Source organism: Actinomyces sp. W5033, assembly GCF_051303165.1.
Genome location: NZ_JBPPGD010000003.1, coordinates 139881 through 151753, shown reverse-complemented (window position 1 = coordinate 151753; position 11873 = coordinate 139881). Strand labels below are relative to the sequence as shown.

Sequence of the window (11873 nt, the reverse complement as noted above, 5' to 3'; positions counted from 1 at the left end):
CGCTACGGCGCGGCATCAGCCGTGATGTTGTTCCTTCGGTGAATGCTTACTGGGGGAGAGGTGCTTAAGTTGATCTTGTGTCGAATTCGTGCTTGGGTTATTATGGAGATGTATGAATGATAATGAAATAATGAAGTTGTATCGACTGTTCCGTAATGATATCGACGCTATGGAAGATCGGTTGAACTCCCGGTTCGATGGCGTCGAGAAGCAGCTCGATGAACTCAAGGGTCACATCGATCATCTCTATGGTCAGCAAGAGTCTCGCGAGACTGAGGAGAGTGCGATCAATCATCAACTGGATCTACACGAAGAGTGGATCGAACAGGCTGCGCCGAAGGTCGGCGTGCCGTATCGACAGACCCTGTAAAACCAGGTCGGTCTGGCGTAGGCGTTCACCCTGTCATACTGACAGGTGTCGTTTCTGCTGATGGGCGGTCAACGCCAACTATTCAAAGCGTCAGGCAAACAGGCGGTGCTCATCTGCGCACCAATCCGTAGACAGTGACGTCCTGTTGTGCTCCGCCACGCCGGTAGCGGCCGGCCAGCGTGCCTTCGAACGCGAAGCCGAGGCTAGTGAACAGTGTCTGTGATGCGCCGTTACCTGCCAGAATCCAAGCCTCGAGCCGCAGCAACCCGAGCTCGTCCAGTGCCCAGACGATGGCGGCTTCTGTGCCTGCTCGTCCGTATCCTTGCCCGCGGTCGTCCGGGCGCCAGATGCAGACGCCGACCTGAGCGACACGATTGCGCCAGTCGATTGCATGGATAGACACCTCGCCGACGAGATGGCTGTCGTCTGCCAAGACGAAGGTGTACGCCGTGGCGGGCTGTGGGCCGGCGGTGTCGGCAATCTTGCGTCGGAGCTCGGCACTACTGCGAGGGCGCCAGTACGGCGGGCCATACTGAGCTAACTCCTCCCAGTCCTGGCAGGCCTCCAGGATCTGAGGGATGTGCTGCTCGGCCAATGCGTGGAGGGTGACGGTCATCGATCGCTCCCTCCTTGGCTGGCCGCGTGAGGCGCTTGGGCGAGGTTGTGGCACTCCCGATGCTACTCATAAGTCTGTAGACCAGCAAGTAGCGTCAACTCCAGCCTTGAGCCCGTGGCTGTTGGCGATCTCCAGAAGGCAGTCGGTAGGAACCTGCGTGCCTACAGGCTGGAGCGTGGCCTGAGCCAAGAGGCCTTAGCCGAGGTCCTCGGCGTGCACCGTACCTACATGGGTGGCATCGAGGGTGGTGAGCGCAACCTGACGTTGAAGAGCGTGGAGAAGATCGCAGAGAAACTGGACGTGGAGGCGCGGGAGTTGATGGGCTGAGACATTCGCTCGCCAGGTTCCATTATGAAAGATGAAGATGACGATCGTTGCGGCGCCGCGATGCTGGTGATGGCGTGGGGGGGGTGGCTGTGTCGCGCCTGAGGGTGCTCAGGCGCATGGCGTACGTCACGCTCAGGTTGCTGCACTACGAGCCCGGAAATATCCAACATCGTGTTCCATGGCAGGTAGGCTTCTGGCATGGGACTACTGGGGTTCATTGGTAAAGTTTCTTCGAAGCAGCGTGAATTAGAGGCGTTGTATGACCTCGGGATGATTGAAAGCGGGAGGTCGCCGTGAGGTTACTGGCAAGACTCGACACTGAATCGCATGAACTACGTGGCCATCGGGCGACGAGTAGTTGAGCGTCAGGAGCGAGAGCGGCGAGAGCTGGGGCGCCAGGCTCTCCGTCAAGTAGCTGAGCGCGCAGCTAGGCGAGCGTCTGCAGAGAGCGGACGCGAGGAGGTTATTGAGGAGAATGGAATCACTCTGAAGATCAAAAACGGTTTCGACCATCGCAGCGGAGAACTCACAACTGACATTCTTGTATTCGACAAAGACGACAACAGCGGGCACTGGCACCTAGTGGTTGACGAACGCGGAAAATTCATTATCAATGAATGGAGGGATAAACGGTAGATGTGTTATAGTTGGAATGTATGGAGTTACCGTCCGGTCATTTCGATTTCATTCATAGTCTTCGTATAGAGTTGAATTCTTGGCTATATAAAAGAAGCGTCCTTTCGGTTACGGCATCGAGACTTATAATGATGCTCGGCTGCGACCATTACTCTGGTTGCGCCGCTTGCCAGAGATCTCAAGCACTAAGACGAGTTCTTGAAGACCTGGCTCCAGACTACGACTATCAGCCATCCAAAGTCACTCGGAGGGCGCTCGTTGACGGCCTCAATGAACTTCTTAGTTCAGAGTTCTTCGACATGAATTGACTCGATAGCAGTTTGGGGCGAATCATTTGCTAAAGCAACCTCTTGGCTGCCGGTTGTCATTTGCCTGTACTAGTGGCGATGATGTCATGCCGGTGCGGACATTCTCCCACTCAGCACTAGTACAGCAAACGAGCACGGCTGGCGACAAAGATGTCTTTCTTGGCACACTGTCAGGAGTACAGTTGTCGTCGGAATAAGGAGTCTGGCGAACAGGTGTCGGTTGGCTAACCCGCAGAAGACCCGACCTCGGCTTCACGGTCGCATCGTTTCACACTAAGGGGTCCGTCATGCATGTCGAGGTGTATCAAGTACACTTACGCCCGTATAATAAGATGCGACTATTGACGATTTCACTGAGTGTCGTCCTGTTCATGGTTTGATGGAATGTCGTAGCTGTCGGCTAACCAACGTTGGATGGTTGACCTGCTGAATCCTACTTCCCAAGCGACCTGAGCCAGAGTGAGGCCCTGTGCGCGTAGGGCACGTGCCCGGTGTCGCTGGACTTCGTTCCCTCGAGGTTTGCGACTCAGGCCCGCGTCTCTGCACATGCGATTGACCGATGATCGGTTGACGCCGGCCTGCTGGGCAATCTCGTGGATCGAGAGGCCTGATCGGTACAGGTCGAGCACTTGCTGACGCTGCTGCTTGGTCGCTGGGCGATACTGGGGGTGGCGTATGCGGGTCGCTACGCTAGGTCCCGGCTCGTCAGCAGGATGGGTGTCGTCGTCGTTGGTGGTGGCGGCACTGCTACCGAGATCATGCGTGACGGCGTCCTGAGCTTCCTCGCCCGGGTGACCTGTGTCGCGATCGCCACCAGCCAGCAACCTGTCGCGTAGCGCCAGCAGGCTCGACCAGTTGTTAGTGTTGAGCTCGCCAAGGCGTACCAGCCCCCGGACCTTCTGGGAGCGCCCAGCCCCCGTGGCGGAATCGGTAGACGCAGCGGCCTTAAAAGCCGATACCTTCGGGTGTACGGGTTCGAGCCCCGTCGGGGGCACCAGCGCCGGCCCGGGCGCAGATAGCCTGGCCCCATGAGCACCACAGCCCTCGGCGAGCGCCCGCCCCTCACCGTCGCCGACGTCGTCCGCATCCTGCGCGAGGCCGCCCCACCCGAGCTCGCCGAGCCCTGGGACTCCAACCAGCTCATCTGCGGCGACCCCGATGACGCCGTGCGCAGCGTCCTGCTCGCCGTCGACCCGCTGCCACCGGTCATCGACGAGGCCATCAGCGTGGGCGTGGACATGGTCATCACCCACCACCCGCTCTTCCTGCGCGGGACCGACCACGTCAGCGCCACCACCGGCAAGGGCCGCAGCGTCCACCGCCTCATCCGCGCCGGCATCGCCCTGGCCAACGCCCACACCACCTGGGACTGCGCCGCCGGAGGCAACGCCGACGCCCTGGCCGCGGCCGTGGGCCTGACCAGCACCACCGTCCTGTCCCCGTCCAGCGCCGACCCCGCCCTCGGCATCGGCCGCGTCGGGCGCCTGGAGCAGCCCACCACCCTGCGAGCCCTGGCCGAGCGCGTGGCGGCGGTGCTGCCCGACTCGGCCCCCGGCCTGCTCGTCGGCGGCGACCCCGAGGCCGAGGTCAGCACCGTCGCGGTCAGCGGCGGCTCAGGCGACTCCCTCCTGGGCGCCGCCCGCCAGGCGGGAGCCGACGTCTTCCTCACCGCGGACCTGCGTCACCACCCCGCGACCGACCACCTGGCCGACGGGCGCCCCTACCTGCTGTGCGGCACCCACTGGGCCACCGAGTGGGTGGGCCTGGCCCCCCTGGCCTCCCGGCTCGAGGCCGGGGCCGCGCACAGGGGACGTACACTCACCACGCGGGTCTCGAAGGTCCTCACCGACCCCTGGACCCTGCGCCTGAGCACCGGCTCCTAGGACGCCGGCCCGCCGAGCCCACCTACCAGTCGACGAAGGACTCCCCGTGACGAGCGCCCCCCTCAGCGACCAGCGACTGCTCATCGACCTCCAGCGGCTGGACTCCCAGCTCGCCAGGCTCGTCCACGAGCGCCGTGGCCTGCCGGTCCTCGCCCGCATCGAGGCCACCGTGGGCGCGTTGAGGACCAACAAGCGCGATGCCGTCGTCGCCGCGGCCGCCCTTGCCGAGGCCAGGCGCGAGTCCGCGCGGGCGGACGAGGAGGTTGCCCAGGTCGTGCGCCGTGCCGCCGCCCTGCGCGAGCGCCTGTCCTCCGGCACCGCCGCCGCCCGCGACCTCAGCGCCATCCAGGGTGAGATCGACCAGCTCGGGCGCCGCCAGGGCGTTCTCGAGGAGGCGCAGCTCGCCGCCATGGAGGCCCTCGACAACGCCCAGGCCGAGGTCGAGCGGCTCGCCCAGGCCGAGCAGGAGGTGCGTGCCACGGGGCGCGGGCTCACCGCTGAGCGCGACGCGGAGTTCGCCCGCATCGACGCCGCGCTCCAGGACACCCAGAGCCGCCGCGACGCCCTGGCTGCCACCATCCCGGCCGCGCTGCTGGCCGAGTACGACGACGTGCGCCGCGCGACCGGGGGCCTGGGGGCCGTCGCGCTCTACGGGCGCCGCGTGGACGGCAACGTCGAGATCAGTCCCCAGGAGCACGCCCGGATCGCGGCCGCCCCCCAGGACCAGGTGATCCACGCCGAGGACAACGACGTCATCCTCGTGCGCATGGAGGACTGAGCCGCGCGGGACCCGGCACGAGCCCCCACCCGGCGCAGCCGGCCCCGGAGCACAGTGCGAGGCCCCGCCCCGGGCGCCCGCTCAGCCAAGCACGAGCACGAGATCGCGCCGGCCCACCCGGTCCGCCGCCCCCAGCTCGACACGACGCACCGGCTCAAGGCCCTGCGCGACCTGTGCGACCGCCTCGACGTCCGCCGACGCTGTGACCTCACCCGAGGCCAGCGCCCGCACGAGCGCGCCCGTGAGCAGGCCCCGCAAGTGCTTGGCGTGGTGGGAGACCACCCTGCGGGAGCCGTCCGGGCGCTCCACCACCACTGACACCCGTGCCAGCGCCACCGCACGCGCAGGCCTCGGCTGCCAGGCGGGGCCGTAGGCACCTGAGCGGCAGTCGATGACGACCCCGTCCTCGACCAGGTCCTCGATCACCGGGGTCAGCCACGGCCTCCAGAAGGAGGCCAACCGCCCCACGCCCTCCAGCGACGTGGACATGGACAGGCGGTGGTCGGGCACGAGGTCCGTCGCGCGCAGGACCCCCCACAGCCCGGACAGCACGAGGACGTGCCTGCCGAGCACCCGCCGGGCGGCCGGGTCCGCTCCCAGGCGATCCATGCCTGCGGCCTCGTAGAGCACCCCGGTGAACAGCGCATGCGCCGGGGCGCAGGCCGCACGCTCCAGGAGGAGGTTGAGTGCCGCGTCACCGGCGCTGCGCGGGCCCAGACCCAGCAGGGAGGCTGCCTGAGGCAGGGCGCTGACGTGTGCGAGCGCGGTCATCACCTGCCGCCGGGGGGCGCTGAGCGCCTCACCACCCAGCAGGCGGGCGAGGTCCAGTGTGGGACCCGACACGGGTGAGGTCTTGCCCTCGGAGGGCGGCAGGAGGATGAGCACGAGCGCACTTTACGGCCTACGAGCTCGGCTAGACTGCCTCACGCGGACGAGCCGACCGGGCGGCCGCGGTACCGGGCCAGCCCCGGATCGAGGAACGTCCGGGCTCCACAGAGCAGGGCGGTGGCTAACGGCCACCCGGGGTGACCCGCGGGAACAGTGCCACAGAGAGAAGACAGCCGACGGGGCGACCCGCCGGTGACGGTGAAAGGGTGGGGTAAGAGCCCACCAGCGCCCCAGGTGACTGGGGCGGCTAGGCAAACCCCGCCCGGAGCAAGACCGCACAGCTGACGCCTGAGGGCTGCTCGTCCGAGTCAGCGGGTAGGTCGCGTGAGCCCACCGGCAACGGTGGGCCAAGATGGATGGTCGCCACCGCCGTGCCGGCAACGGGCGGCGGCAACAGAACCCGGCGTACAGGTCGGCTCGTCCCGCCCCATCGCCTCGCTGCGGGCGCGCCCGGGCACCTGAGGCACGCGCAGGGGGGGCGGCGGTCCCCACCCTCAGGTGGGTGACCGCCGCCCCCCGTGCCGACGAGCGCCGTGTCACCCGGGCGTCACTGCTCGGCCACCCAGTACTCGTCCTCGTAGTTGTAGGAGATGGCGAAGGCGCCGGAGTGGGCGTACTCCGCCGGGATGAGGAAGGTGACGTAGCCGGTGACGGAGCCGCCGTCGTACGGCGCCGACTGGTCGATCAGCTCGTCGGGGGAGAAGACGAACTCCGGGGAGAAGCTGTTGCCGTCACGCACGTACGTGAACCTCAGCGTGAACAGGTTGAGCGAGCCCTTGCCGTGGTAGGTGGCCGTCACGGGCAGACGCATGTAGACCTCGCCCGCGCCGGGCTCCTCGAAACCGAGCTCCGAGCCCGCGCGCACCTGCTCGGTGCCGTCCCACACGACGTCGCCGAAGACGAGATCGACCGTGGAGCCCGGGTCGTCGGCCCAGCTCGAGGCCGTGAGCGTGAGGGACTGGGTGCGCAAGCTGTCCGGGCACTTTTGCGAGCTGCCCTGCCGGCACCCCTGCGTCGTGCCGGAGGCGGTGGGCCGGGCGGAGGCGCTTGGCGCGGGAGCGCTGTGCTGCTGCGTCCCGACGGCGGCCGGCGCGGGAGCGTTCGTGCCCCGGCGGCCCGTGAGCGCCACGAACAGGCCGCCGATGACGAGGGCGAGGACGGCCACGACGATGATCGCCCAGAACCACCACCTCCTCGTCACAGGTGCCGGGCCGGGAGCCTGCGGCCTGTTGAGGTCGAGAGGCTGCCAGCCGGCCGCCTGCGGTGGGGCGCCGAGACCCTGGGGGGCCGTACCCGGCTGGTAGGGGGCCGGGGCCTGCGGCTGGTGCGTGCCCGCCCCGACGGGGCTCGACGTCGGCGCATAGGCAGGTACCGGGGCGTGCTCGCCCGTCACCGGAGGCTGGAGGCCCGGCTGTCCCGGCACGCCCGGGGGCGCTGGCGCCGTCTGCGCGGCAGGCGCCTGCTCAGGTTCAGAGGCCACCGGGGCGACCTGGTCGGCCGAGGGCGCCGAGACGCTCTGACTGGTCGGGTCGGCCACCGGGGCTCCGCCCGCGCCCGCGGGGGCGTCGTCAACCCACAGCTGCCAGCCCTTAGGCGCAGGCCCCCAGGCGGGGTCGGGCTGCCAGCCGACCGGAGGGACGAAGCCCTCGGGGGGAGGGGGCCAGTTCGGTGGGGGGTTGAAGCGCAGGGCCATGGCATACCTCCGGGGACGGGGGGGGAAACGAGAGGAGCTGTCGTGACAGCACTCCATCCTACCTCGGGGCCCGGTAAGGTGGGCTGCGTCACCGTCAGCCGACCCGTCCAACGCCGCCGACGGCCTGGGAGCAGGGCACCCCCGGCGACGGCCGGCTCAGGGCAGCGTGAGGACCTGCGCGCCCGACTCGGTGACGACAAGCGTGTGCTCGAACTGGGCGGTGCGTGAGCGGTCCCGGGTCACCACGGTCCAGCCGTCGTCCCACTGCTCCCAGTCCTGGGAGCCGAGGGTGAGCATCGGCTCGATGGTGAAGACCATGCCGACCTCCATCACCTCCGCGTGCAGGGGGGCGGCGTCGTAGTGCGGGATGATGAGGCCCGAGTGGAAGGCCTCGCCGACGCCGTGGCCCGTGTAGTCGCGCACGACGCCGTAGTCGAAGCGACGGGCGTAGCGCTCAATGACCCGGCCGATGACATTGACCTCACGCCCCGGGCGCACCGCCCGGATCCCGCGGTCCATGGCCTCACGGGTGCGCTCGATGAGCAGGCGGGACTCGGGGTCCACCTCACCCACCGCGTAGGTCGCGTTCGTGTCCCCGTGGACGCCGCCCACGTAGGCCGTGACGTCAAGATTGATGAGGTCGCCCTCCTGCAGGACGGTTGAGTCCGGGATGCCGTGGCAGATGACCTCGTTGACCGAGGTGCAGATCGACTTCGGGAAGCCCATGTAGCCCAGGCAGGAGGGGTAGGCGCCGTGGTCGCACAGGTACTCGTGGGCGATGCGGTCGAGCTCGTCGGTCGTCACCCCCGGCGCGATGGCAGCGGCGGCCTCGGCCATCGCGCGCGCCGCGATCCTGCCAGCCACCCGGATGCGCTCGATTGTCTCGGCGTCCTTGACCTCCGGGGCGTCCACCCGCTCAGGGCCGTCGTGGAACATGTACTCGGGCCGCGCGATCGAACGGGGCACGTGCCGCTCAGGCGTGAGCACGCCCTTGGTGAGGGTGCCCCGGGGGGCGCGGTCCGCCAGCGCGGGGACAGGGGAGGGGGAGGTTGTCATGGCCCCAGCATAGGAGCGCGCCCGTGGTCAGGCGCCGGCGTCGCCCCGCCCTTCCCGGCCGCCGACCGCCCGCGCGCGTGGCGGGCTGCCCGTTGTGCCGGCTCCCGCCCGCGCGTGACGGGTCTCCATATGATGAGGGCGTGAGCGTCATCCACCTCGTCCGACACGGACGCACCGTCCTCAACGAGGCCCGCCGGACCCAGGGCCGCTGTGACTCCCCCCTGACGCCCGAAGGACGTCAAGGGGCGGAGGCGCTGCGCGACTACCTCGCCGACGTGCCGTTCCGACGCGCCTACACCAGCCCCCAGGGGCGCGCCGTCGAGACCGCTGAGATCCTCCTCGAGCGGCACAGGGGCACCCCGCTCCTCACGGTCGCCGGACTGCGCGAGTACGACTACGGGGTCTACGACGGCGGCCCCGACGAGCGTATGCGCCAGGCCCTCGACCCCTTCAGCCACCTGCCGGCCGTCCTGTCCGGCGTGCACCCCGGCGCCCCCGAAGGGATCACCGCCGCCGACTACCTCGCCGACATCGACGCCGGCCTGGCCAGGGTCCTGGCCGATATGAGGGCCTCGCGCCGCGTGGACGAGGACGTCCTCATCGTCTCCCACGGCATGACCATCATGTCCCTGGCCGCACGCTGGCTCGGTACCCACGTCCTCCGCCTGGCGCCCATGGCCAACTGCTCGGTCACCACCATTGAGGTGGACCCGGCCGCGGCCGACGGCGACCCGCACCTGCTGGCCTGGGCGCTGGACCCCGCGGCCCAGGGGGTGACCTTCCCCGACATGGACCTTGGCGGCGCCTTCGACGGCGTGGCCCTTGTGCCCGTGGACCTCAGCCACCCCGAGCCCACCGCGTAGGTGCCCTGCGCCGCCCGGGCGCCCCGGCAGGCGGTGCCCCGGTGAGGGGGCTCGGGAGCCCAGGGGGCTCAGGAGTCGAACCAGTGCTCCGCGGCGGGGAAGGCGGCAGAGCGCACGGCCGCGCCGTAGGCCTGAGCCGCCTCACGCAGCGCCGTGCCCACCTGCCCGAAGCGACGGGCGAAGCGCGGCGTCCAGTCCGTCATCCCCGCCATGTCCGACCACACGAGCACCTGGCCGTCGCAGCGTGCCCCGGCGCCGATACCGATGGTCGGCACCGGCGAGGACGCGGTCACGCGCGCCGCCACAGGCTCGGGCACCATCTCGAGCACGACGGCGACCGCGCCCGCCCCGGCCAGCAGCCGCACGTCCTCGACCATCGCCTCGGCAGCCTCCTCGCCCCGGCCCTGGACCCTGAAGCCTCCGAGCTTGTTGACCGACTGCGGTGTGAAGCCCAGGTGGGCGACCACGGGGATCCCGGCGTCGGTCAGCATCCGCACCGTCGCTGCCCGCTGGCGCCCGCCCTCGATCTTGACGGCGTTCGCCCCGACCTTGACCAGGCGCACCGCGGAGGCCAGCGCCTGCTCGGGACCGGCCTCGTAGGAACCGAAAGGAAGGTCGGCCACCACCAGCGCGCGCCTGACGGCCCGTGCCACCGAGCGGGTCGCCAGGACCATCTCGTCGAGCTCGACAGGCAGGGTCGAGTCGTATCCGAGCGCCACGTTGCCCACCGAGTCGCCCACGAGCAGCACGTCCGTGCCGGCCTCGTCCAGCACCCGGGCGGTGAGCGCGTCGTAGGCGGTGAGCCACACCTGCCGACGGCCCTCCTGGCGCCACTGAGCCAGGTGGTGCACCCGCACCCGGCGGGGTGCGGCCTGCGCGGGCGTGGCCCCTGCGCCCGAGGGCGTCGGGGAGGGGCAGGACGACGTCGTCGGGGCGCCCGGGACGGCGGAGCCGTAGGGAGCGGTCTCCTCCCCGTCGGCGCGCACGGGGGACGGGTGGGACTCAGGTGAGGGCACTGCCGGGGACGTCATGGCCCCAACCCTATGCCGCGCGCAACGCGGCCGACACCCGTGCCAGGCATGATAGGTGCCGGTACCCGCGTCCCCACCAGGAAGGCCCGCCATGGACAAGCAGCAGGACTACGTCCTCCGCGCCATCGAGGAGCGCGACATCCGCTTCGTGCGCCTGTGGTTCACCGACGTCCTCGGCCAGCTCAAGTCCGTGGCCATCGCCCCGGCCGAGGTCGAGAGCGCCTTCGAGGAGGGCATCGGCTTCGACGGCTCCGCCATCGAGGGCCTCACCCGGGTCTACGAGTCCGACATGCTGCTCGCCCCCGACCCCTCGACCTTCCAGATGCTCCCCTGGCGCGAGGGCGAGAACGGCGTCGCCCGCATGTTCTGCGACGTCCTGACCCCCGACGGCGAGCCCGTGCGCACCGACCCGCGTGCTGTCCTGGAGCAGCAGATCGCCCGTGTCGCCGAGGCCGGCTTCACCTGCTACGTCCACCCCGAGATCGAGTTCTACCTGGTCAAGCGCGAGGCGGACGGGCGCATCACCCCAACCGACCACGCCGGCTACTTCGACCACGTCTCGGGCGGCACCGCCCACGACTTCCGCCGCCACGCCATCCTCATGCTCGAGCAGATGGGCATCAGCGTCGAGTTCTCCCACCATGAGGGAGGCCCCGGCCAGAACGAGATCGACCTTCGCTTTGCCGACGCCCTGTCCACCGCCGACAACATCATGACCTTCCGCGCCGTCGTCGAGGAGGTCGCCATCCAGTCCGGCTGCGTCGCCACCTTCATGCCCAAGCCCTTCGTCGGCCAGCCCGGCTCCGGGATGCACACGCACTTCTCCCTCTTCGAGGGCGACCGCAACGCCTTCTACGACCCCACCGCCCAGTACCAGCTCTCCGCCACCGGCCGCGCCTTCGTCGCCGGGCTCCTGCGCCACGCCAGCGAGATCTCCGCCGTCACCAACCAGCACGTCAACTCCTACAAGCGCCTGTGGGGCGGCGACGAGGCCCCCAGCTACGTCTGCTGGGGCCACGCCAACCGCTCCGCCCTCGTGCGAGTGCCCAACCACAAGCCCGGCAAGGCCCAGTCCGCCCGCATCGAGTACCGCGGCATCGACACCGCCGCCAACCCCTACCTCGCCTTCGCCGTCATCCTCGCCGCCGGCCTCAAGGGCATCGAGGAGGGCTACGAGCTGCCCCCGGAGGCCGAGGACGACGTGTGGCAGCTCAGCGAGTCCGAGCGCGCCGCGCTGGGCATCGGCGCCCTGCCGACCTCCCTCAAGCGCGCCGTCGGCGCCATGAGCGAGTCCGACCTCGTGGCCGACACCCTGGGTGAGGACGCCTTCGAGTTCTTCATGCGCAACAAGCGTCACGAGTACCGCGCCTACGACGCGCAGGTCACCGACTTCGAGCTGTCCCAGTTCTTCCCGCGGATCTGAC

Annotated in this window: 13 protein-coding genes, 1 tRNA gene and 1 other RNA gene; 9 read left to right on the top strand and 6 right to left on the bottom strand. The window is 69.0% G+C overall.

All coding sequences use genetic code 11. The features are described from left to right. Nucleotides 1-112: 112 nt before the first annotated feature. Nucleotides 113-370, top strand: a complete 258-nt coding sequence (locus ACSJJR_RS03175; RefSeq protein ID WP_435942005.1) for a hypothetical protein — start codon at nucleotides 113-115, stop codon at nucleotides 368-370. Between the two features lie 109 nt (nucleotides 371-479). Here the strand turns inward: ACSJJR_RS03175 and ACSJJR_RS03170 are convergent, their stop codons facing one another. Then, on the bottom strand, nucleotides 480-986 hold the full coding sequence (locus ACSJJR_RS03170; RefSeq protein ID WP_435942004.1) for a GNAT family N-acetyltransferase: 507 nt from the start codon (nucleotides 984-986) through the stop codon (nucleotides 480-482). 114 nt (nucleotides 987-1100) lie between these two features. Between ACSJJR_RS03170 and ACSJJR_RS03165 the strand changes: the two genes are divergently transcribed. Next, complete coding sequence (locus ACSJJR_RS03165; RefSeq protein WP_435942003.1) at nucleotides 1101-1313, top strand: helix-turn-helix domain-containing protein; 213 nt, start codon at nucleotides 1101-1103, stop codon at nucleotides 1311-1313. Nucleotides 1314-1640: 327 nt separating this feature from the next. Then, a complete protein-coding gene (locus ACSJJR_RS03160; RefSeq protein WP_435942001.1) occupies nucleotides 1641-1949 on the top strand; it encodes a hypothetical protein in 309 nt (102 codons plus the stop codon). A 658-nt stretch (nucleotides 1950-2607) separates the two neighbouring features. On the opposite strand, the gene ACSJJR_RS03155 is transcribed toward ACSJJR_RS03160, so the two are convergent. Further along, entirely contained in the window at nucleotides 2608-2805 is a 198-nt protein-coding gene (locus ACSJJR_RS03155) for a helix-turn-helix domain-containing protein (RefSeq protein ID WP_435942098.1), read from the bottom strand. Nucleotides 2806-3169: 364 nt separating this feature from the next. On the opposite strand from ACSJJR_RS03155, the gene ACSJJR_RS03150 reads away from it, so the two are divergent. From ACSJJR_RS03150 to ACSJJR_RS03140, 3 genes are all read left to right on the top strand, one after another. Then, nucleotides 3170-3254, top strand: a tRNA-Leu gene (locus tag ACSJJR_RS03150). A gap of 31 nt (nucleotides 3255-3285) precedes the next feature. Beyond that, complete coding sequence (locus ACSJJR_RS03145; protein WP_435942000.1) at nucleotides 3286-4140, top strand: Nif3-like dinuclear metal center hexameric protein; 855 nt, start codon at nucleotides 3286-3288, stop codon at nucleotides 4138-4140. Nucleotides 4141-4186: 46 nt separating this feature from the next. After that, complete coding sequence (locus ACSJJR_RS03140) at nucleotides 4187-4918, top strand: zinc ribbon domain-containing protein (protein WP_435941998.1); 732 nt, start codon at nucleotides 4187-4189, stop codon at nucleotides 4916-4918. A gap of 81 nt (nucleotides 4919-4999) precedes the next feature. On the opposite strand, the gene ACSJJR_RS03135 is transcribed toward ACSJJR_RS03140, so the two are convergent. Then, nucleotides 5000-5803 carry a YaaA family protein gene (locus ACSJJR_RS03135; protein WP_435941997.1) on the bottom strand — a complete coding sequence of 268 codons (804 nt, stop codon included), beginning with the start codon at nucleotides 5801-5803 and terminating at the stop codon, nucleotides 5000-5002. Between the two features lie 47 nt (nucleotides 5804-5850). Here ACSJJR_RS03135 and rnpB point away from each other — a divergent pair. After that, nucleotides 5851-6230: RNase P RNA component class A (gene rnpB / locus ACSJJR_RS03130), an RNA gene on the top strand. A 123-nt stretch (nucleotides 6231-6353) separates the two neighbouring features. Here rnpB and ACSJJR_RS03125 read toward each other — a convergent pair. Both ACSJJR_RS03125 and map read right to left on the bottom strand, forming a co-directional pair. Beyond that, nucleotides 6354-7499 (bottom strand): hypothetical protein, encoded by a 1146-nt coding sequence (locus tag ACSJJR_RS03125; RefSeq protein ID WP_435941995.1) that lies wholly within the window; start codon nucleotides 7497-7499, stop codon nucleotides 6354-6356. 156 nt (nucleotides 7500-7655) lie between these two features. Then, the gene (gene map, locus ACSJJR_RS03120; RefSeq protein WP_435941994.1) at nucleotides 7656-8555 is read right to left on the bottom strand and encodes a type I methionyl aminopeptidase; all 900 of its coding nucleotides are present in this window, start codon (nucleotides 8553-8555) and stop codon (nucleotides 7656-7658) included. A 140-nt stretch (nucleotides 8556-8695) separates the two neighbouring features. Between map and ACSJJR_RS03115 the strand changes: the two genes are divergently transcribed. Continuing rightward, nucleotides 8696-9418, top strand: a complete 723-nt coding sequence (locus ACSJJR_RS03115; protein ID WP_435941992.1) for a histidine phosphatase family protein — start codon at nucleotides 8696-8698, stop codon at nucleotides 9416-9418. Nucleotides 9419-9486: 68 nt separating this feature from the next. On the opposite strand, the gene panB is transcribed toward ACSJJR_RS03115, so the two are convergent. Continuing rightward, entirely contained in the window at nucleotides 9487-10275 is a 789-nt protein-coding gene (gene panB / locus ACSJJR_RS03110) for a 3-methyl-2-oxobutanoate hydroxymethyltransferase (RefSeq protein ID WP_435942096.1), read from the bottom strand. Nucleotides 10276-10540: 265 nt separating this feature from the next. On the opposite strand from panB, the gene glnA reads away from it, so the two are divergent. Continuing rightward, the gene (glnA, locus tag ACSJJR_RS03105) at nucleotides 10541-11872 is read left to right on the top strand and encodes a type I glutamate--ammonia ligase (protein ID WP_435941991.1); all 1332 of its coding nucleotides are present in this window, start codon (nucleotides 10541-10543) and stop codon (nucleotides 11870-11872) included. Nucleotide 11873 lies beyond the last annotated feature (1 nt).